Source organism: Sorangium sp. So ce128, from assembly GCF_051525245.1.
Taxonomy (GTDB): domain Bacteria; phylum Myxococcota_A; class Polyangia; order Polyangiales; family Polyangiaceae; genus Sorangium; species Sorangium cellulosum_B.
Window position 1 is genome coordinate 6,144,536 of record NZ_CP150313.1, and the last position, 20,874, is coordinate 6,165,409.

Below are 20,874 nucleotides of genomic sequence, written 5' to 3' on the forward strand. Positions count from 1 at the left end.
CCGGCAGCATGGTATCTTTGCGCCAATGTCTCCCAGAGCTCTTGGCATAGCCCTCCTCGTCGCGTTGCCCCCAGCGCTCACGCTCACGCCCCTCCCGACAGCGGACAGCCGCGCGCGGGCCAGCCAGGATCGCGCCGAGGCGAGCCCCGGCGCGCTGCTGTCCGGTCCGCGCGCGGCGCAGGCGGCCGTGGCCATTCAGCTCTCGCTGGACGAGCTCGTCGCCGCGGCCTCGTACGTCGTGGTCGCGACCGCGATCGAGCAGCGCAGCCAGTGGGAAGAGCTCGGCGGGGCCAGGAGGATCGTCACCTATACCCGCCTGTCGATCGACCGGACCGTGGCCGGACAGCCCGACGGCGAGGTCTGGGTCAGGACGCTCGGGGGCGTGGTCGGGGACGTCGGACAGCACGTGTCGGGCGACGCGCAGATCGCGGTCGGCGCGCAGGCGATGGTCTTCGTCTCCAAGGTGGGCTCGGCCCTGGTCGTCTCCGGGATGGCCCAGGGCCACTACCCCGTCGTCGACGGCGAGGAGAAGCCGAGGGTCGCAGGCGGGGCCGGCGCGCGGCGCATCGCCGTGCGGCGGCTGGCCGCGAGCCCCGACAGCGGGACCGTCCTGCCCCGGCCGGGCCCCGCGATCTCGGCCCGCGAGCAGCTCATCGGCGCGGCGCTCGACACGGCGATCGACGCGGTGAACCAGGCATGGAAGGCGAAGCATGCGCAGAAGTGACCTCGCGCCGCGCCCCGCTGGCGCGCGCCGCCCCGCGCGCGCCCACGCCATCGCCGCGGCCTGCAGCGCGCTCGTCGCCGCGGCGCTCGCCTACCCCGGGGACGCCCTGGCCTTCTGCCGCACGAGCGTCTGTCCGCCGGAGAAGACGGCGTCGGGGGAGGCGGAGACCGCGGCGGTCTGCACCCCGCCGCAGGGCAACGACTGCGGCACCCCGCTCGCCTGGCCTTCGCCGTGCGTGAGCTACTCCCTCCAGGAGGACGCCTCCGCCCAGGTGTCGCTCCAGGAGGCGGAGGCGATCTTCGAGCAGGCGTTCGCCGCGTGGACAGGGGCCGACTGCGGCGACGGGCAGACCCCGCGCATGGAGGTCACCTACCTGGGCCCGGTCGCGTGCGACGCGCACGAGTACAACAAGCGCAAGGCGAACGCGAACATCGTCATGTTCCGGGACGACGGGTGGCCGTACGTCGACAGCGGGAACACCCTCGCGCTCACGACCGTCACCTACCACCTCAAGACCGGCGAGATCTACGACGCGGACATGGAGGTCAACTCGTTCGACGTGGCGCTCTCGCAAGGCGACGACAACGGCTCGTTCGACCTCCTGAGCATCGCCACCCACGAGGCCGGCCATTTTCTCGGGCTCTCGCACTCGAGCGAGCCCAGCGCGACCATGGTCGCGGGCTACCGGCCGGGGCTCCGCGACCTCTCCCAGGACGACCGCGACGGGATCTGCGCGGTGTACCCGCCCGGGGAGCCGATCGACGGCTGCAACCCCACGCCGCGCCACGGCTTCTCTGCCCTGTGCGCCGCGGATCAGCCCGAGGTGAAGGAGTCGGACGGCTGCGCCGCGGCCCCGCGCGGCAATGCTGGCCAGCGCGGGCGCGGCGGAGGGCTCGTCCTCGCGGCGCTCGCGCTGGTCGGCGTGGCCGTGCGGGCGCGGCGCGGCGCGGCCGCGCGGGCGGGCCGGGAGGAGGCCTGCTGAGCCAGAGCCCTCCCGTCCTGGTCGAGCGCGAAGGCGAGCTCGCCCGTCTGGTCGAGCGCGCCGCCCGCGCCGACGCGCTCGCGGTCGACGTGGAGGCCAACGGGCTGTTCGCGTACCGGGCGCGGCTCTGCACCGTCCAGCTCGCCTTCCGCGAGGGGGACGGCATCGCGATAGGGGTCGTCGACGCGCTCCGCGTGCCTGTCGCGCCGCTCGCGCGGCTCCTCGGGGCCGCGGGCCCGCCCAAGGTGCTGCACGACCTCACCTTCGACGCGCGCATGCTCGCCGAGGCGGGCGCGCCGCTCGCTGGCGCGCACGACACCTCGGTCGCCGCGCGCATGCTGGGGTGCGCGGCGACGGGGCTCGCCGCGCTGCTCCTGTCGGAGCTCGACGTGAAGGTCGACAAGCAGCTCCAGCAGCACGACTGGGGGCGCAGGCCGATCGAGGACGCCGAGCTGCGCTACCTGGCCGACGACGTGCGCCACCTGCTCCCGCTGCGCGCGCGGCTCGCGGAGCGCAGCCGCGCCCTCGGGATCGACGAGGAGATCGAGGAGGAGTGCACCTACAAGCTCGCGACCGCCCTCGGGCCGCCGCGCGATCCGCGGCCCGCCTACGCGCGCATCAAGGGGGCCCAGGCGCTCGATCCGCAGGGCCGGGCGATCCTGCGGCGGCTCGTGGCGGCGCGCGAGGCCGCCGCCGAGGGGGCCGACGTGCCCTCTTTCAAGATCGTCGCCAGCGACGTGCTGCTCGAGCTCGCGCAGCGGAGGCCTGCCAGCGCAGACGACGTGCGCGCCATCCGCGGGGCCGCGGCGGGCCGGGCGGCCGCGTGCGTCGCGGCGTGGCTCCGCGCCATCGAGCAGGGGCGCAGCGACGGCGACGTGCCCGAGGACGAGCGCGCCCTCTTCCAGCAAGCCCGCCCGCCCAGGAAGGAGCTCGCCACGCGGCGCGCGGTGGAGACCCGGATCGCGGCGTGGCGCAGGGCCGAGGCGAAGGCGCGGAAGGTGGACGAGCAGGTCGTGCTGCCCGGTCACTGCGCGCAGGATCTCGCGGAGATCGCGCTGGCGGAGGGCCACGCCGGAGACGAGGCGATCGCCGCCGCGATCGCGCGCATCCCGGGGCTCGGCGCGGCACGGCTCGCGCGTTACGGCCGCGCGCTCGCGGCGCTCGTGGCCGCGGCGCAGCCGGGCGAGCCGCCTGCCGCCGCGAGGTAGCGCCGCGCGTCGGCTCCGCGTGTTGGTTCCGCGTGTCGGTTCCGCATGTCGGTTCCGCGTGTCGGTTCCGCGCGTCCGCGATCCCCTGCGGGATCTCCGACACGTGGAGCCCGCTGCGAGCGAGCGCACGTGGCGCGCGCCGCCCGGTCGACAGAGCCGCCGGGCGATGGAATAGCAGGGCCCATGCCCTCGACCGATCATCCCAAGGCGCCGAGGCGGCTCCGCCTCTGGCCGCCGGCGATGTGGCTCCGCGCCGCGTTCGCCTTCGCGCTCGTGTTCGGGTGCGCCCTTCTGGGAGCGAGCGCCGGCGAGCTGTCCGCTCCGCCGCCCCCGCCGTCGCCGCCGCCCGCGGCGAACGCCGAGGTCGGCCCGGAGCCGGAGGCGACCCCCGTCGCGCCCGACTCGCCTCGAGCCTCCATGCGCAGCTTCGTCGAGCTGTGCCGCGCGGGCGACTACGCCGAGGCCGCGCGCTACCTGGACGTGCCGCCACGGGCGAACGGCGCGGCGCTCGCGCAGAAGCTCAAGGCGGTGCTCGATCGGCACCTCTGGCTGGAAGTGGAGACGCTCTCGCCGCAGCCGCAGGGGGACACGCAGGACAACCTCGGGGCCGGCGTGGAGCAGCTCGGCAAGATCCCGACGCGGACGGGGTCCCAGCCGGTGCGCCTCGTGCGGCGCACGACGCCCGACGGCGTGCGCTGGATCTTCTCGCGCGCCACGGTGGAGCGCGTCGACGAGTGGTACGCGCGGCTCGAAGATCGCTGGCTCCGCGATCACCTGCCGCCGGCGCTGCTGCGCCCCGGCCCGCGCGAGCTGCTCTGGTGGCAGTGGCTCGCGCTGCCGGTCCTCGCGCTGGCCGGCTGGCTCGTCGGCGCGGTGCTGAGCTACCTCATCCGCGCCGGGCTCCGCCGCGTGATCACCCGTACGGAGTCCACGCTCGACGACTTGCTCCACGGGGGGGCGCGCGGCCCGCTCACGTTCGCGACGGCGCTCCTCGCGATCGCGGCCGCGCTCCCGTGGCTCGGGCTCTACCTGCCGGCCGAGGAGTTCCTCGACAAGGTGCTGCGCGCCGGCGTCTTCGTCGCTGTCTTCTGGTTCGCCCTGCGCGCGATCGACATCGGCGGCGGCCGCCTGCTCGCCGACCCCGCGACGCGCGACAACCCCGCGGCGCGCTCGCTCGTGCCGCTCATGGGGCGGATCGCGAAGGTCTCGATCGTGATCATCGGCGTGATCGCCGTGCTCTCGGAGCTCGGCTACCCGGTGGCGAGCCTCATCGCCGGCCTCGGCATCGGCGGCGTCGCGCTGGCCCTCGCCGCGCAGAAGACGGTGGAGAACCTCTTCGGCTCGGTCGCGATCGGCATCGACCGGCCGTTCCAGGTCGGCGACTTCGTGAAGGTCGACGCGCTCCTCGGCACGGTCGAGAGCATCGGGCTCCGCTCGACCCGGATCCGCACGCTCGACCGGACCGTCGTCACGATCCCGAACGGCAAGCTGGCCGATCTCCAGATCGAGTCGTTCACGGCGCGCGACAGGATCCGCCTCGCCTGCGTGCTGGGGCTCGATCGCGACACGTCGCCCGAGCAGCTCCGCGCCATCGTGGAAGAGTGCGAGCGCGCGCTGCGGGAGCACCCGAAGATCTGGACCGAGGACGTCGTTGTGCGCTTCATCGGCGTCGGCCCCTCGTCGCTCGACGTCGAGGTGATGGCCTGGTTCCAGACGAGCGACTTCGCGGAGTTCCGGGACGTCCGGCAGGCGATGCTGATCACCTTCCTGCAGATCATCGACATGGCCGGGTCGAGGCTCGCGTACCCGACGCACACGCTGCACGTCGCGCAGCGCGGAGGGGAGCTCCCGCAGCCGGAGGGGGCCGCGGCGGGAGGTCCGGCTAACGGGCAGCGCGCGCCGCGGCGGGCGCCATCGGCTGAAGCCCCGCCTTCTCGATGAGCGCGCGGTCCTCGTCCTGGCCGGGGTTCGGCGTTGTGAGCAGCCTGTCTCCGTAGAAGATCGAGTTCGCCCCCGCGTACATGCAGAGCAGCTGCGTCTCGCGCGAGAGCTCCGTCCGCCCCGCGGACAGGCGCACCATCGCGCGCGGCATCATGACCCGCGCGACCGCGATCATCCGGACGAACTCGATCGGATCGACCGGGGGGAGGCTCTCGAGGGGCGTCCCCGGCGATCGCACGAGGGCGTTGATCGGCACGCTCTCCGGGTGGGGGTCGAGGCGCGCGAGCTCGACGAGCATCTCGCAGCGGTCGGCGATCGACTCGCCCATGCCGATGATGCCGCCCGAGCAGACGGTGATGCCCGCCCGCCGGACGTTGCGCAGGGTGACGAGCCGCTCGTCGTACGTGCGCGTCGAGATGATGGATTTGTAGGCCTTCCGCGAGGTGTCGAGGTTGTGGTTGTAGGCGTCGAGGCCGGCCTCCTTCAGGCGGCGCGCCTGGTCGTCGGTGAGCATGCCGAGCGTGCAGCACGCCTCGAGGCCGAGGGCTTTCACGCCGCGCACCATGTCGAGGACGCGCTCGAAGGCGGGGCCGTCCTTCACCTCGCGCCACGCGGCGCCCATGCAGAACCGCGTCGAGCCGCCGTCGCGGGCGCGCTCCGCGGCGGCGAGGACCGCGCCGACGTCGAGCATGCGCTCCGGCCCGACCTCGGTCTCGTAGTGGCTCGACTGCGGGCAGTAGGCGCAGTCCTCGGGGCAGCCGCCCGTCTTGACGCTGAGCAGGGTGCAGAGCTGGACCTCGTGCTCGCCGTGGAACGCGCGGTGGACCGCGCGGGCGCGGTCGATCAGCTCGAAGAGCGGGAGGTCGTGCAGGGCGACCGCCTGCTGGACGGTCCAGTCGTGGCGGGGCGCGCCCGCCGACGGGGCGTGCCCGGCCGGGCCGCTGCATCCATTCCTGTGCTCCGCCGCTTCTCGTTCGATCCCTTCGAGCATGGGCTCGCTCATAGCCGGGCTTGAGGCGCCGCCGCAAGCAAGGCGCGATTGGGAAGGGAGCTCCTGGCGTCCTCGGCGTCCTCGACGGTTCGAAATTCTGCTCTGTTCTGGCGGTCTTGGCCCGATTGCCGCCTCTAGAGCGCCGTCACCGCCTTCGCCGTCTCCTTGGCGATCGCCCCCTGGGCGACGAGCTGCCTGAGGTGCGCGTCGAAGGTCTGCATGCCGTACGGCGTGACCCCCTTCTCCATCAGCTCGCGCAGCGACGGGCTCCCCTCCGGCCGGCGGATCGCCTCGCGCACCGCGGCCGTCCCGACGAGCACCTCGGCGGCGAGGACCTCCCCCGCGCCGTCGCGGCGAGGGAGCAGGCGCTGCGCGACGATGCCCTGGAGACAGTCGGCCAGCCGGTCGCGCACCTCGCTCGGGCTCTTGCCGAGCGCGATCAGCCGCCCGAGCGCGCGCGTGACGTCCGCGGAGCTGGCCGCCGCGAGCACGAGGTGCCCGGTCTCCGCGGCGTGAAGCGCGAGATCCAGCGACTCGCCGTCGCGGAGCGCGCTGATGAGCACGACGTCCGGGTCCTGCCGCAGCGCGGAGCGCAGCGCGGTCGGGAAATCCGCGGTGTCGACGCCGATCTCGCGCTGGCTCACGCTGGAGCGGTTGTCCTCGTGCACGTGCTCGATCGGATCCTCCAGGGTCACGATGTGGCGCGGCACGGTCGCGTTGATGTGCCCGACGAACGCGGCGAGGGTCGTGCTCTTGCCGCTGCCGGCCGTGCCCGCGACGAGGACGAGGCCGTGATCGTGCTCCACCATCGCCCGGACCGCCGAGGGCACGCCCAGCTCCTCGAACGTCGGGATCTTGAGCGGGATGCTCCGCAGGATGATCGCGAGCGAGCCGCGCTGGCGATAGATGTTCACGCGAAACCGGCCGAGGCCCGGGACGACGTACGCGGCGTCGAGCTCCTGGAGCGTGGCGAGCAGCTCGCGCGAAGGGCGCCCGGCGAGCAGCACCCGCGCGGCGGCCTCGCTGTCCTCGGGCCGGATCCTGTCGACGCGGAAGTAGACCATGTCGCCGCGCACCCGCGCGCCCGGCGGCTGACCGACCTTGAGGTGGATGTCGCTGGCGTGGGCGGCAAGCGCCTTGCCGAGGAGCTGATGGAGGAAGGCCTCGGAGGTGTACGGCGTCGTCACGGGGGGCAAGGTACCAAATTGGAACCCGACCGGCCCAAAGCGCGGCTGCACGAACCGAAAGCCCATCTGGAACGGCGCGGCCGCGCGGGACGGCCGCGCGCCCGCGCCGCCGCGCGGGACGTCAGGGCCGCGGCGCCGCCGGGCCTCCCGCGGCGCCCACGACGGAGCCCTCGGGATCCAGATCTGCCGGAATACGGAGAGGATCGACGAGCCCCCGCTCGGCGAGCGCGCGCGCCGCCGAGATGGCGAGCGCGCGCTGGTCCGAGGGGAGGTCGCGCCGGCCCGCCAGCTCGACCAGGGCCGCGGCCGCGCCGCGCGCCCCGTCCGGGTCGAGCGGCTCGCGCGGGCGCGGCGGCCGCCCGGCGATCCCGAGGAGCGCCTCGAGCAGCGGCGGGAGCGACGGCCCGGGCGCCGCGCGGGCGCGCTCGGCGAGCGGCCCGAGCGCCAGGTCGGCGTCATCGGCGTACGGCAGCGCGCGCAGGGCCGTGAGCGTGATGTCGCCGCCGTCGTCGAGCGCGGCGAGGAGGCCGGAGCCGCCCTCGGCCTCGGCCAGCCGGGCGCAGTCCAGCGGGTCGTCCCCCGCGGCGAGGCGCCAGCGCGGATCGGTGAGGCGAGGGCTCGGCGGGCGCGGCGCCAGGGAGGGCGAGGCAGCAGCCGAGGCGGGCGACGCCGCGGCGCGAGGGGCGCTCCCCTGCTCGCGGCGACAGCCGAGGGGCGCGAGCAGGACGAGCGCGACGAACGCGAGGCGCGCCGCGACAAGCGCCCTCCGCCGCGCGCGGCGGACGCCCTCGCGGCCCCTCCCCTGCCTCACGGCTGATCGAGGATCGAGAGCGACCGCTTCGTGGGCGCGTTCTCGGGCTCTTGCCGCGCGTTGTACTCGTCGACCACCCGGTTGATGTGCATCGAGCAGAACTTCGGCCCGCACATCGAGCAGAACTCCGAGGTCTTGAAGTACTCCTGAGGGAGCGTCTCGTCGTGCATCGCCTGGGCCGTCTCCGGATCGAGCGAGAGCGCGAACTGCTGCTTCCAGTCGAAGGCGTAGCGGGCGCGGCTCAGCGCGTCGTCGCGATCCCGCGCGCCCGGGCGCTTCCGCGCCACGTCCGCGGCGTGGGCCGCGATCTTGTAGGCGATGAGGCCCTGCTTGACGTCCTCGGGGTTCGGCAGGCCGAGGTGCTCCTTCGGCGTCACGTAGCAGAGCATCGCGGCGCCCGCGAAGCCGGCCATCGTGGCGCCGATGCAGCTCGTGATGTGGTCATAGCCAGGCGCGAAGTCGGTGACGAGCGGGCCGAGCACGTAGAACGGCGCCTCGTGACAGAGCTCCATCTCCTTCTGCACGTTCATCGCGATCTGATCGAACGGCACGTGCCCGGGGCCCTCGATCATCACCTGCACGTCCTTCTCCCAGGCGCGCTTCGTGAGCTCGCCGAGCGTCTTCAGCTCGGCGAACTGGGCCGCGTCGCTGGCGTCGTGGAGGCAGCCGGGGCGGAGCCCGTCGCCCGCCGAGATCGTGACGTCGTACTTGGCGCAGACCTCGAGCACCTTGTCCCAGTGGGTGTAGAACGGGTTCTGCTTGTGGTGCTCGATCATCCACTGCGCCATGATCGAGCCGCCGCGCGAGACGATGCCGGTGATCCGGCCCTTCACGAGCGGCAGGTGCTCGAGCAGCACGCCCGCGTGGATCGTGAAGTAATCGACCCCCTGCTTCGCCTGGTGCTCGAGCATGTCGATGAGGTCCGCGGCCGTCATCTTGGCGGTGCCCTTGCACGCCTCGAGCGCCTGGTAGATCGGCACCGTCCCGATCGGCACAGGGGAGTCCGCGATGATCGCGCGGCGGATGCCGTCGATGTCGCCCCCGGTCGACAGGTCCATCACGGTGTCTGCGCCGTACTTGATGGCGTAGCGCAGCTTCTCGAGCTCGCCGCTCACGTCGCTCGTGGTCTGGCTGTTGCCGATGTTCGCGTTCACCTTGCAGAGCGACGCGATGCCGATGCACATCGGCTCGAGGTTCAGGTGGTTCTTGTTCGCGGGGATGATCATCCGGCCGCGCGCGACCTCGCTGCGGATGAGCTCGGGCGCGAGCTTCTCACGGCGGGCGACGTACTCCATCTCCTCCGTGACGACGCCCTTCCTCGCGAAGTGCATCTGGCTCTGGTTCGGGCTCCCGGCGCGCTTGCTCACCCATTCGGACCGCAACATCGACGACCTCGCTTTCGAGGTGGGCGGTTTAGGTCGCGACCGCGCGCGACGCAAGCGCCGCGTCGCGCCTGGCCGCCCGACCTCAAGGCGGCGAGAAAGCGCGCCGCTACCCAGCGCTCGCCCACCAGCGCTCGCCGCGCGAGCGCGCCGCTGTCCACGCGCGCGCCGCTGTCAGGGCGGCGGCGCTTCGGGGAGCTCGGTCATCATGCCGAGCGTCTGGGCGCCGGCGGCCTTCGCGCCGTCGAGCACCTCCACGACGGTGCCGTAGACGGCGCCGTCGTCGGCGACGACGAAGACGATCCTGTCCTGGGGCCTGCTGTAGCGCTCGATCAGCGGCCGGAGCGTGCCCACGAGCTCGGCGCGCTCGACCCGCTCGTCGTTCACCCGCAGCTCACCTTGCGCGCTCACCCGAACGACGAGCTGGTCGGGCGGCGGGGGGGTGTCCTGCTTGACCTGCTCGGTGTCCGGCACGCGCACGCCGATGTCCTTCTCGAGCAGCGGCGTCACGACCATGAAGATGATGAGCAGCACCAGCACGACGTCGACGAGCGGCGTCACGTTGATGTCGGAGTTCAGGGGCACCGCCGGCTTGATGACGAACTTCCTCTTCGCGCTCATTGCCGCTACCTCCCCTTGAGCTCCTCGACCGCCAGCGAGACGCTCTTCGCGCCCGACTTGCGCGCCGTCTCCATCACCCTGCGGACGTCGCCGAACGAGAGGCGCTGGTCCCCCTTGACCAGCACCTTGCGCCCCGGCTGCGCCGCGAACTCGCGCGAGAGCCGCTCGGCCAGCCCGGCGTCATCGTATCTGTCGTTCTCGACCCACACCGTCTTCTCCAGCGTCACGGAGAGGATCAGCGGGTCCACCTCCTTCTTCTCCTCGTCCACCTTCGCGGCATGCGGCAGCTTCACGTCCTTGCCGCGCTGGAGCATCGGCGTGACCACCATGAAGATGATGAGCAGGACGAGGACGACGTCGACGAGCGGCGTGACGTTGATCTCGCTCTTGGGGCCCCTCTGCGGGCCGACACCCATGCCCATTGGAACGCTCGCTTCCCTGCTGGGCGCGTCACCGCCCGCCGCGCCGCAGGCGCGAGGCGCCGGGCGCCGCGCTCCGCGGAGAGGCGCGCGGGGTGGCGCGCGGGTCCCCTGTCAAGCGGCCTCTTCGGCGGCCGGCGCGAGGCGCCCGTCGAGCCGCTTCGCCACGACGTCGAGGAGCTCGTTCGACGACTCCGAGATGTCGATCGCCCGGGCTTCGATCCAACCCTGGAGATAGTTGTAGCCCATGACGGCCGGGATCGCGACGATCAGCCCGAAGGCGGTCGTGATGAGCGCCTCCGCGATACCCGCCGAGACGGTGCCGAGGCCGCCGGAGCCAGCGGCCGCCATCTGCTGGAACGCCGTCACGATGCCCATGACCGTCCCGAGCAGCCCGACGAACGGCGCCGTGGATCCGACCGTGGCGAGCAGTCCATAACCTCGCTTCAGGCTGAGCACCTCGCGCTGCGCCTGCCGCTCGAGCGCCCGCGAGACCGACTCGAACACGCCGTCGCGCTCGTGCCCCTGCGCCGGCAGCCGCGACGGCGTGCTCGAGGCATAAGCGGCGAGCCCGGCGCCGATGACGCGCCCGAGATAGCCGAGCTCGCCGCCCGGCCTGGCGGCGGTCCAGGCGCCCTCGAGCTCGCCCCGGGCGAGCATGGGTCCCACCCGCGCCGCGAACGCGCGGGAGGCGGCGCGCGACAGGAACGACACGACGATGCGCTCGCCCAGGACGATCAGCGACGCAACGGACATGATGGCCAGCGCGAAGACAATCAGCTTCGCGAAGAGCCCCATGTGGCCCCACAGCTCGATCAACGTGAATTGCATCGTCTCGCGCCTCCTGGCGCCCCATGTGGCGTGATGGTTTTTACTACGCTGAAACAGCGACTCTGGACGCTGGAGCGGACTCGACAGTACGACAGCGCGGACCTACCACGCACCCTTCTCTACTACGTGCTCCGCCCTCTCAACAATACCCGTCCCGTCTGAACGCCTTCATGGCATCTTCAGCCTGATGGGAATGGTGTAGTCGACGGAGACGGGGCGTCCCTGGTAGATCACGGGCGTATACCGGCAGGTCGTCGTCAGCGTGTTCAGGATCGCCTCATTCATGTGCGGCAGGCCTTTGGCGATCCTGCAGCTGGTGAGCTTGCCCGTAGGAGTGATGACGCACTTGACAAGCGCGAGGCCTTCGACCCTGGCGGCGAGCGCTTCGCGCGTGAAGCTGGGCCTGCAACCTGAGACCTCTTTCGGACGCTCCATTCCAAGGCCGAACGCCAGCACCACGTTCTGCGGCGGCGCCGTGCTGCCCACCTGGCCGCCGACTTTGCCGCCCAGCTGACCGCCCATCTGACCGCCGACCTCGCCGCCGACGGTGCCCCCCCGAACGCCGCCCTGGACTCCCCCCTCGACGCCGCCCGGCTGCTCCGGCGCATCCTCCTTGACCGGCTCCGGCTCCGGCTTTGGCTCTGGCGCCTTGGCCTTGGGCTTCTCCGGCATGTCGTAGATGGTGTCAGGCGTCTTGACGGGCTTCGGCTGCTCGATGCGCTCCACCTTCGGCGGGCGCTTCGCGCCGCCGCCCGGAGGTGGCGGTGGCGGAGGAGGAGGAGGAGGAGGCGCCGGGGCGAAAAATGTGACCTCGACGTCCTTCGGCTTCTCGGTTCGAGGGCGCGTGGCCTGCCAGAGGATGGCGCCCGCGATCGCCACGTGGGCGACGATGGAGAGCGCTGTCCCCGTCCCTAGCCGCCCCTGGGTGGCGGTAGCGCGACCGAGTACCGAGTCGAACATGAGGGGTCGTAACTCCTAGGACTCGAGCCGATCGAGGTAGAGAAGCCGCGACGTATGGAAGCGTGCGGCGCCTACCCGGAGTGCACAAGCGCGCGAGTCCTACAAAAAAGTCTATTGTCTGGCGCGATTCCTGTCTAGGGTAAGGAAGGACTCGAGGGGCATACACTTCTGGAGGGAATTCCGTGAAGTTTCTCGAAAAGAGGCTGGAACACGGAGGGCGCTCACATGCGCCGTTGGGGCCGTGGGCGGCGTTGCTGCTGCTCGCGATGACTTTGTTGACCGCGTACCCTGCGTTCGCGCAGACGGGCAGCGGCGTGCTCCTCGGGCGGGTAGTCGACGCGTCGAACAGGGCGCCGGCCGCCGATGTGGTCGTGACGGCGACATCGCCAGCGCTGCAAGGGGAGCAGCTGGTCGTCACGGACGGCACTGGCCAGTACCGTATCCCGAACCTGCCGCCGGGCGACTACACACTGCGCTTCGAAAAGGACGCGTTCAAGCCGTACGCGCGCGGCGGGATCGCGGTCCGCGCCGCGACGACCATCCGCGTCAACGTCGAGCTGCTCCCGGAGGCGCTCAAGGCGGCGGAGATCGTCGTCGTCGGCCGCGCGCCGACGGTCGACGTCGGCTCGAGCAGCGTGAGCCAGAGCATCACCCAGGACTTCACCCGGCGCATCGCCGTCTCGCCCCCCACGGGGAAGGGCGCCACGACCCGCTCCTTCGAGTCGGTCGCCGCGACCACGCCCGGGGCGCAGGCCGACGAGTTCGGCACGTCCATCGCCGGCACCTCCTCCCCCGAGAACCAGTACGTGATCGACGGCCTGTCGGTGAACGACCCGGCCTACGGGATCGTCGGCACGCCGCTCACCATGGAGTTCATCAAGGAGGTCAACGTGGTGGCCGGCGGGTACATGCCCGAGTTCGGCCGCGCGACCGGGGGCGTCCTCGATGTCGTCACGAAGAGCGGCGGCAACGCGTTCCAGGGCTCGGTCTTCTTCAACATCACGCCAGGCATCCTCGAGGGCGCGCCCAAGGCGGTCCGTCGCCAGGGCGAGACCATCCAGACGGACGAGGCCCTGTCGTCCATCCGCGACTACGGGTTCGAGGTCGGCGGCCCCATCCTGAAGGACAAGCTCTGGTTCTACGCGGGCGCCGATCTCGCGTTCAAGAGCAGCTCGATGGAGCGCAACCTGTTCGCCACGCGCTACGACCCCACCACGTTCGAGCCGGTGACGGATCGCGCGACCGGGCTCAACATCGTCGACCGGCTGCCGGGAACGCAGCGCTTCTACCGCGCCGAGGAGCAGACGCTGCAGTACCTCGGGAAGCTGACCTACCAGATCGATCCGGACCACAGCGTGGCGCTCTCCGTCTACGGCTCGCCCTCCACCTCGGGCGGCAACGGCACGTTCGGGTTCGACCCGCAGCAGGGCGTGACCGAGCTCTCCAACATCATCGGCCAGTATGGCGCGATGGCGCACGAGTACGTGGCGTCGTCCACCGACGTCGCGCTGAAGTGGTCGTCTGCGTTCAAGAACAAGACCCTGCTCCTCGACGCGACGCTCGGCTGGCACGGCCAGCGGAACGCGCGGCTGCCCCCGGACGGCTCGGAGCTCGGGACGCGCGAGGGCCTGGCGGGCGTGCCCCTCATGGTCTGGCAGCGGTACTCCCCGAACCCGTACTCGATCTACGATTTCGAGACCCTCTCCCCCGAAGCCCGGGCCATGTGCGAGCCGCTGGAAACGGAGACCGGCGAGGTCGCCGCGGTGCCCTGCGCGGTGCGCCAGTACTGGCAAGGCGGCCCCGACTTCATCGACGACGCCTCGCTCAACCGCTTCCAGCTGAAGGCGATGGTGACGAGCATCTTCGAGGGGCTCGGACACCACGTGGTCAAGGCCGGCATCGACGGCGAGATCACGACGTACAAGCACATCAAGGCGTACGCGGGCGGCACCACCTACGTGGAGGAGGGGGACAGGGACATGTCCCACGACGAGCGACAGCTCGGCTTCCTGACCGGTCCGGACGGCCTGGCGACCGGCCCCGGCGCCAGGGACTATGTGATCCAGGACAAGCTCACGGTGTCGTCGCTCGGCGCGACGATCGGCGCCTTCGCGCAGGACAGCTGGAGCATCCTCGACCGGGTGACGTTGAACATCGGCGTGCGCTACGACGCGCAGTACCTGTACGCGAGCGACGGCAAGCTCGGGCTGGCGCTCGCGAACCAGTGGTCTCCGCGCGTGGGCGTCGTCTACGACATCACGCAGGAGGGTCGGTCGAAGGTGTTCGCGAACTACGCGCGGTATTACGAGAGCGTCCCCCTCGACATCATGGATCGCACGTTCGGCGACGAGCGGTACACCCGCTCCTACCACCGGGGCGGCGCCAGCGGCTGTAACCCTGGGAACCCCGAGGACGCGACGGGTTATGGCGAAGGGCAGTGCCGGAACGACGACAGCCGGGTCCCGATCGACGAGGCCTTCGAAGCTCCAGGGGTCTTGAACCATGATCCGAACAAGAACTGGTTCACGTTCGGCGGCGGCAAGGCCCCGGTGGATCCGGATCTCGAGCCGCAGTCGTCCGACGAGATCGTGATCGGCGGCGAGTACGAGGTCATCCCGAACGGGCGTGTCGGCGCGCTGTACACGAAGCGCTGGATGAACAACGTCATCGAGGACATGAGCCGGGACGAGGCGAACACCTACTTCATCGGCAACCCCGGGAAGGGGATGGCCAAGGACTTCACGGAGGCGAGGCGCGATTACGACGCGCTGACCCTCTATTTCAACAAGATCTTCTCCGACCTGTGGCTCGCCCAGGTGAGCTATACGCTGTCGTACCTGCGAGGCAACTACCCGGGCCTCTTCAAGCCCGAGACCGACCAGATCGATCCGAACATGAACACGGAGTTCGATCTGGCGTCGCTCCTCGTCAACCGCGATGGGGCCCTGCCCGGCGACAACACGCACGAGATCAAGGTCTACGGCGCGAAGGCGATCGAGCTCCCGAAGGGCATGGTCCTCGACCTCGGCCTCACGTACAGGTCCCGCTCAGGCGCCCCCATCGACTACTGGGGAGCGCACTACCTGTATGGCTCCGACGAAACGTTCATCCTGCCTCGAGGCGAGGGCGGCCGCCTCCCCTGGATCCACAACATCGACGGTCACATCGGCTATTCGGTCAAGCTCGCGAAGGACAGCGAGCTCACCGTCACCATGGATGTCTTCAACATCTTCAACTTCCAGGAGACCGTCCAGGTGGACCAGCGCTACACGACGGCGTACGTCGACCCCTGCGTCGGTGGAACGAAGGAAGATCTGAATCCGAGCAGCGGCCCGACATGCGTGAAGGACCACAACACCGGCGAGCCGCTCGATCCCAAGGCCGTGAACCCGAACTACGGTGAGCCGACGCAGTTCCAGACACCGCGGCAGTTCCGGTTCGGCGCGCGGGTGACGTTCTAGGCGCGTCGCGCGCGGGAAAGGATGCAAGCGATGAAGAAGCGATGGCTTGTTTGGATGGCAGGGCTCGCGGCGCTCTCACCGCTCGCGGCGATGTCTCCGGGCTGCTCGCAGCCCAAGCCCGAGTGCACGGTCGGCGGCGCCCTCGGGTCCGCGTTCGCAACGAAGTTCACCCGGATCGACGGGGATGCCGAGGGCCCGTGTGCTCGGAAGGACGGGACTGTCGAGCTGGTCGGGATGCAGGTGTACAATCCGGACGAGAATGGCGACAAGCTCCCCGACAGCGAGAAGCTCGTCGCGATCCAGACCCTGGAATTCGGCACTTGGTACCGCGGCGGCGCCGCGGTCGACCCGAATCCGGATCTGAACCCGTTCGCGATCGGTGCCTTCGCGGCGCGCGAACCGGATGACAACGAGATCTGCACGGTGCCGGCGTTCGATCCCGCCGAGGTGGTGTTGCTGCCCGGCGGCGAGGGCGGCGCCGGCGGCGAGGGCGGCGAGGGCGGCGCCGGCGGCGAAGGCGGCGCCGGCGGCGAAGGCGGCGAAGGCGGTGCCGGTGGCGCCGGGGAAGGCGGAGCCGGTGGTGCCGGAGAAGGCGGCGCCGGCGGCTCTGGCGGTGCCGGTGGCGCCGGGGAAGGCGGCGCTGGCGGTGCCGGTGGTACCGGCGACGGCGGTGCGGGCGAGGGCGGCGGTGGGGAAGGCGGCGTACCGCCGGTGGCGCCGGGATCGCACAAGCTCGAGTGGCGCAACATGCGCGTGTACGTGACAGCCGCCAACCTCGGCAATCAATTCGAGGCAGAAGTCACCTACTCGGAGGAGAGCTGCTCGGCGACGTACAAGGTCGTCGGAGTTTGGCCCGCCATCGATTGTCGGGTCTACGCCCCGAATCCCGAGCCCGGGGGCGCTCCGATCCCCACCGACAAGGGCGATGATGCCCTCTGCGTAAATCCTCGCATCTCCCCGGAGCTCAAGGTGAAGTGCGACGCCGGCGCGGGCCTGTGCGTGCTCGACGCGGACTCCATCCCCGCCCTGAAATAGGCAACCTGGCGGGCGGGGCGCCCATCGTCCCGCCCGCGCTCCTCCGGCCCCTCTCCCCTCACCTCCCGTAAAACGTCATCGCCCAGGCGCATCCCTGGTCGTCCGAAGGCGGCGGGCTCGAAGAGCCCCTGTTTGCCGCGCAGCGCCGGCGATGGTCGATGATTGAGCGAGAGGTGATGAGCGTCCGCGACGACGCGCTCGACCGGCGGCCCCGAGGTCAGCGCAGCTCACGTCGCGATCGCTCGGACCGCCGGCTCACGGCGCGGGTTTGACGGCCAGCCTCGCCAGCGCCGCGCAGCCGGCCCCGCTCGCGATCTCGAGCTTCGCCGTGAGCGCGCACAGGCGCGACGCCCGCTCGAGCGCCCCCGGATCGCCCGATACGATGGCCCGCTTGGACTCGTATCCGGTCCGGACCGCGAGCATCGTCTGCGCGCGGGGGGGCAGCTCCGCGCGCCGCGCCACGAGCAAATCGCCGAGCTTCGGGCCGGGATCGGCGGCCGGCGCCCACGTCCAGACCGACGCGACCAGGGCGTCCACGAAGGCGGCGCGCAGCTCGTCGCCGCCGCGCGCGCCCTCGCACGGCAGCGCGGGACCGGCCGGTCCGACGTCGGTGGCGAGGAGCCTCCGCCCCGCGATCCGCCGGAGCAGATCCTTCTCCACGCCGGCGATCTTGCCGTCGTCGTCCGAGAACGCCCCCGCCTTGAACCGCACGGCGAGCGCGGCGCACTTCTCGTCGCGCTCCGCGCGCAGCCGCTGCTCCTCGCGGGCCCTCTCCTCGGCGCGCAGCCGCTCCTCACGCTCGCGCGCCTCGCGGGCCTCCACCGCGGCGCACTGCTCGAGCCGCGCGGCCACGCGCCGCTGCTGCTCGCTCGCCGCGCGGCCGAGATCGTCCTCCGCGATGTCGCGGACCGCGCACACCTCCGGGCGCCCCAGGACCGCATCGACGCGCGCGCGGGCGGCGCGGAGCCGCACGATCACCGACAGCGCCGCGACGATCACGAGCGCCGACACCACGATCGACGCGATCCTGCGGAGCCTCCGCCGGCGATACGCCCTGGCGAGCGCGCCGCCGCCGCTCTCGTCGAGCAGCTTGCGGCAGCGGCCGATCATCACCTGCCATTGCGCGATGTCCTCGGCGAGCACCTGGAGCGGCTCCGCGAAGGGGCGATCGCGCCGGACCTTGTTCGCCAGCCGCTCGAGCCACATGCCGGCGTCGGGGGCCCGACCGTGGTCGGTCACCTCGGCGACGCCCTCGAGCAGCCCGCCGATGCGCCCGGCGTAGACATCCCAGGCGACGAGTGCCTCGGACTGGCTGTCGCCGAGCCGCTCGATGGCCTCGCGCACGTCGGCCATCGGGAGGAGGCGCTCGACGTCCTCCCGGCGCACGCCCGCGAGCTTCGCGGCTTGATCGACGCCGCGCTGGAAGCCTCCGAGGAGCCCCTCCGGCGCCAGCTCGCGGAGCCCCTCCGGCACCCGGCTCGCCTGCATGCACGCGCCGGCGTGGTGCAGCGGCCCCATCGCGCAGGTCAGGAAGGTGCCGCCGAGCTTCACTTCCATCGAACCGTGGCTCTCCTCTCCACGACTCTCCACGAGATACCCTGGACAGCGCGGCGCGGAAAGGCTCGCCGCGCTGTCCAGGGTGATCACCGGCCGCCGCGTGAGACCTCGAGGTCCCAGAGCGCGTAGAGCACGTCGACGTCGTACTCCGTGTGTCGCCAGCCGGGGTGGAGCCGGTAGCTGCGCGGGAGCAGGCCAGAACCCAGGATGGCGTCCGTCTGCTCGGCGAAGGTGTAAAGATACATTTTCACGCCGGTCAGCTCGGCGTCGGAGAGCGGGCGCGCGTGGCGCTCGTGGAGCCGGACGTTCGGCCTCCGCTCGACGATGCTCACCAGCAGGCGGCCGCCGGGGCGCATCGCGCCGGCCAGGTTCTTGAGCACGAGCGGGAGATCGTCGCAGAACTCGAGGGTGCCGAGCGCGAGGGCGACGTCGAACCGCCCCCAGGAGCGGGGGATCGGGAGGTGGTAGTCGTGCCGGTGATAGGCGCCGTGGGGCCGCTTCTCGCGCGCGATCTCGAGCATCCCCTCGGCGATGTCGAAGCCCACGACCTCGACGGACGGCGGGAGATCGCGCGTGAGGTGGCCCGGGCCACAGCCCGCGTCGAGCACGCGGGCGTCGTCGGCGACCGCCTCGCGCAGGAACGCGCGCACGGGCTTCTCGTAGTGCTGGATGTCTTTCCAGGTGGAGACGTAGTCGGGCGCGAAGTCCTCGTAGTAGTCGACGAGCCGCTCGATCCGGGTCGCTCGCTTCATGACGCCTTTCAGGTGATGTCGTCGACCGCCTGCACGGTCTCCTGGATGTCGTGCTCGTGCGTGTAGCCGAGGATGTCGCGCGCCCGCCGATCGTCGACCATGCACACGTACCGGATGTGATCGAGCTCGGGGGCCGGGAACGAGGTCGCCCTGAACCGCCAGAGCCGCGGGATGATCGTCTGCATGACGAAGTGGGGGATCGCCGCGCGCGCCCGGCCGGTCATCTCGATGACGCGCGAGAGCGGCAGCGGCGCGGGCCCCGCGAGGTTGAAGATCCCGCGCACGCCGGGGCGGAGCGCCGCGAGGATCGCGGAGACCACGTCGTCCTGGTGAATGACCTGCACCATCGGGTCGAAGCCGAGGAGGGTCGGGATCACGTTGAGCCGGAGGTAGTTCGACGGCGCGTTCCGCACGGAGCCGAGGATGTGGACCGGCCTGAGGATGACCGTCTCGGTCTGGGGGTGCTTCCAGAAGAACGATTGCGCCAGCATGTCGACCTCGATGAGGTCGCGGATCTCGCTGAACGACGCGCCGCCGAGCAGCGGGGCGTCCTCGGTGATGAACTGCGGGTTGTCGGGGCGCGGCCCGTAGGCGTTCGCGCTCGACAGCACGATGAGCTTGGGCACGTCGTACTGCGCGACGAACTCGAGCAGCCGCTGGAACCCAGCGAGGTTCCAGCTGTGGTGCTCCATCTGGCTCACCCGCGGATCGTGCATGACCCCGAGGTGGACCACCGCGGCGAGCTGCTCCTGGCGGAAGATGTCCTGGGTCTTCTTGCGGCGGATGTCGATCTGGTGATGCTCGATGTCCTTGGGGCGCCCCTCGAAGCTGCGCCGGTCGACGCCGATCACGCGCCGCTCGCGGTGGAGGCGCCGCGCCAGGCGCCGCCCGAGGCGACCACAGATGCCGGTGATGAGGATCGACCGGAGGGACGGATCGGTGTCCGCGGCGGGACGGCGGCCTCGACCGAGCATTCGTTCGCTCATCGGAGCGACGGTCGCTTCGAGGAGGCCGATGGTCAAGCCCTTCGTGCCGGTGCAGGCCCACGCGAGTTTTGCTATCGTCCGCCGCCCATGGCCAGCAGAACGACGCTCGCCAGGCTGAGCCACTTCGTCACGCACAGCGCGCTGCCGCTCGCGCGCGTCGGGGTCGACAGCCTGCGCGGCACGATCGACGACGCGACAATCCGGCTGCTCGGTCAGGATTTCGAGGACCGTCTGCGCCGGGTCGCGCTGCCTCACGCGGCGGACGGGGTCGACCCGTTCGGGCTCGACCGGGAGTGGGCGAAGTACGCGGTCGGGGTCGCCGCGTTCTTTCATCGCTTCTATTTCCGGACCGAGGTGTTCGGCATCGAGCGTGTCCCGGCCGGCCGTGTGCTCCTCATCGCGAACCACTCGGGCCAGCTCCCGTTCGACGGCATGCTCATCGCGGCCTCGCTGTTCCTGGACGCGGAGCCGCCGCGCGTGATGCGGAGCATGGTCGAGAAGTGGACGCAGACGCTGCCGTTCGTGGCGACCTTCTTCTCGCGCGTGGGCCAGGTGGTCGGCGTCCCCGAGAACGCGCGCCGGCTGCTCGACATGGGCGCGGCGATCCTGGTGTTCCCGGAGGGGACGAAGGGGATCTCGAAGGGGTTCTCCAGCCGCTATCAGCTGCTCGACTTCGGGCTCGGGTTCATGCGGCTCGCGCTCGAGACCGACACGCCGATCGTGCCCATCGCGGTCATCGGGGGCGAGGAACAGTACATCTCGCTCGGCAACCTCGAGTCGGTCTCGAAGGCGCTCGGCATGCCGACGTTCCCGATCATCCCACAGCTCCTGCTCCCCGGCGGCCAGCTGCCGCTGCCGACCCGATACCGGATCTACTTCGGCGAGCCGATGACGTTCCACGGCGACCCCGACGACGACGACGCGGTGATCCAGGAGAAGGTGGCGCTCGTGAAGGGTCGGATCCAGTCGATGCTGAACCGCGGCCTGAAGGAGCGGAAGAGCGTCTTCTGGTGATCGCGTGACCGC

Annotated in this window: 18 protein-coding genes; 7 read left to right on the plus strand and 11 right to left on the minus strand. The window is 71.2% G+C overall.

What is annotated here, in order from left to right:
- Positions 1–25 precede the first annotated feature (25 nt).
- The 4 genes from WME82_RS23220 (at position 26) to WME82_RS23235 (ending at position 4,855) form a co-directional block, all read left to right on the plus strand.
- Positions 26–724 carry a hypothetical protein gene (locus tag WME82_RS23220; protein ID WP_438044589.1) on the plus strand — a complete coding sequence of 233 codons (699 nt, stop codon included), beginning with the start codon at positions 26–28 and terminating at the stop codon, positions 722–724.
- Positions 711–1,706, plus strand: coding sequence for a matrixin family metalloprotease (locus WME82_RS23225; protein WP_438044590.1), 996 nt, complete (start codon positions 711–713; stop codon positions 1,704–1,706). The genes WME82_RS23220 and WME82_RS23225 overlap by 14 nt, the downstream gene beginning before the upstream one ends.
- Before the next feature lie 17 nt (positions 1,707–1,723).
- Positions 1,724–2,914: an HRDC domain-containing protein gene (locus tag WME82_RS23230; RefSeq protein ID WP_438044923.1), complete on the plus strand. Its 1,191-nt coding sequence runs from the start codon at positions 1,724–1,726 to the stop codon at positions 2,912–2,914.
- 183 nt (positions 2,915–3,097) lie between these two features.
- The gene (locus tag WME82_RS23235; protein ID WP_438044591.1) at positions 3,098–4,855 is read left to right on the plus strand and encodes a mechanosensitive ion channel family protein; all 1,758 of its coding nucleotides are present in this window, start codon (positions 3,098–3,100) and stop codon (positions 4,853–4,855) included.
- Here the strand turns inward: WME82_RS23235 and bioB are convergent.
- From bioB to WME82_RS23275, 8 genes are all read right to left on the minus strand, one after another.
- Positions 4,797–5,846 (minus strand): biotin synthase BioB, encoded by a 1,050-nt coding sequence (gene bioB / locus WME82_RS23240; protein WP_437747671.1) that lies wholly within the window; start codon positions 5,844–5,846, stop codon positions 4,797–4,799. The genes WME82_RS23235 and bioB overlap by 59 nt on opposite strands.
- Positions 5,847–5,980: 134 nt before the next feature.
- Positions 5,981–7,033 carry a type IV pilus twitching motility protein PilT gene (locus WME82_RS23245; protein ID WP_438044592.1) on the minus strand — a complete coding sequence of 351 codons (1,053 nt, stop codon included), beginning with the start codon at positions 7,031–7,033 and terminating at the stop codon, positions 5,981–5,983.
- A 121-nt stretch (positions 7,034–7,154) separates the two neighbouring features.
- Complete coding sequence (locus WME82_RS23250; protein WP_438044593.1) at positions 7,155–7,844, minus strand: thiamine biosynthesis protein; 690 nt, start codon at positions 7,842–7,844, stop codon at positions 7,155–7,157.
- A complete protein-coding gene (gene thiC / locus WME82_RS23255) occupies positions 7,841–9,226 on the minus strand; it encodes a phosphomethylpyrimidine synthase ThiC (protein WP_437301596.1) in 1,386 nt (461 codons plus the stop codon). Before thiC ends, WME82_RS23250 begins: the two co-directional genes overlap by 4 nt.
- A gap of 174 nt (positions 9,227–9,400) precedes the next feature.
- Positions 9,401–9,847, minus strand: a complete 447-nt coding sequence (locus WME82_RS23260) for an ExbD/TolR family protein (protein ID WP_437873578.1) — start codon at positions 9,845–9,847, stop codon at positions 9,401–9,403.
- Positions 9,848–9,852: 5 nt separating this feature from the next.
- The gene (locus tag WME82_RS23265) at positions 9,853–10,269 is read right to left on the minus strand and encodes an ExbD/TolR family protein (RefSeq protein ID WP_438044594.1); all 417 of its coding nucleotides are present in this window, start codon (positions 10,267–10,269) and stop codon (positions 9,853–9,855) included.
- Between the two features lie 111 nt (positions 10,270–10,380).
- On the minus strand, positions 10,381–11,097 hold the full coding sequence (locus WME82_RS23270) for a MotA/TolQ/ExbB proton channel family protein (protein WP_437747677.1): 717 nt from the start codon (positions 11,095–11,097) through the stop codon (positions 10,381–10,383).
- Between the two features lie 168 nt (positions 11,098–11,265).
- A complete protein-coding gene (locus WME82_RS23275) occupies positions 11,266–12,057 on the minus strand; it encodes an energy transducer TonB (protein WP_438044595.1) in 792 nt (263 codons plus the stop codon).
- A 266-nt stretch (positions 12,058–12,323) separates the two neighbouring features.
- Between WME82_RS23275 and WME82_RS23280 the strand changes: the two genes are divergently transcribed.
- Positions 12,324–15,518, plus strand: a complete 3,195-nt coding sequence (locus tag WME82_RS23280; protein ID WP_438044596.1) for a TonB-dependent receptor — start codon at positions 12,324–12,326, stop codon at positions 15,516–15,518.
- A gap of 30 nt (positions 15,519–15,548) precedes the next feature.
- Positions 15,549–16,553: a hypothetical protein gene (locus WME82_RS23285; RefSeq protein WP_438044597.1), complete on the plus strand. Its 1,005-nt coding sequence runs from the start codon at positions 15,549–15,551 to the stop codon at positions 16,551–16,553.
- 255 nt (positions 16,554–16,808) lie between these two features.
- On the opposite strand, the gene WME82_RS23290 is transcribed toward WME82_RS23285, so the two are convergent.
- The 3 genes from WME82_RS23290 to WME82_RS23300 all read right to left on the minus strand — a co-directional run bounded on the left by WME82_RS23290 (position 16,809) and on the right by WME82_RS23300 (position 19,836).
- On the minus strand, positions 16,809–18,110 hold the full coding sequence (locus WME82_RS23290) for a hypothetical protein (RefSeq protein WP_438044598.1): 1,302 nt from the start codon (positions 18,108–18,110) through the stop codon (positions 16,809–16,811).
- An 86-nt stretch (positions 18,111–18,196) separates the two neighbouring features.
- Positions 18,197–18,862: a class I SAM-dependent DNA methyltransferase gene (locus WME82_RS23295; protein ID WP_438044599.1), complete on the minus strand. Its 666-nt coding sequence runs from the start codon at positions 18,860–18,862 to the stop codon at positions 18,197–18,199.
- A gap of 8 nt (positions 18,863–18,870) precedes the next feature.
- A complete protein-coding gene (locus WME82_RS23300) occupies positions 18,871–19,836 on the minus strand; it encodes an NAD-dependent epimerase/dehydratase family protein (protein ID WP_012236892.1) in 966 nt (321 codons plus the stop codon).
- Between the two features lie 99 nt (positions 19,837–19,935).
- Between WME82_RS23300 and WME82_RS23305 the strand changes: the two genes are divergently transcribed.
- Complete coding sequence (locus WME82_RS23305) at positions 19,936–20,862, plus strand: lysophospholipid acyltransferase family protein (RefSeq protein ID WP_012236893.1); 927 nt, start codon at positions 19,936–19,938, stop codon at positions 20,860–20,862.
- The last annotated feature ends 12 nt before the right edge of the window (positions 20,863–20,874 follow it).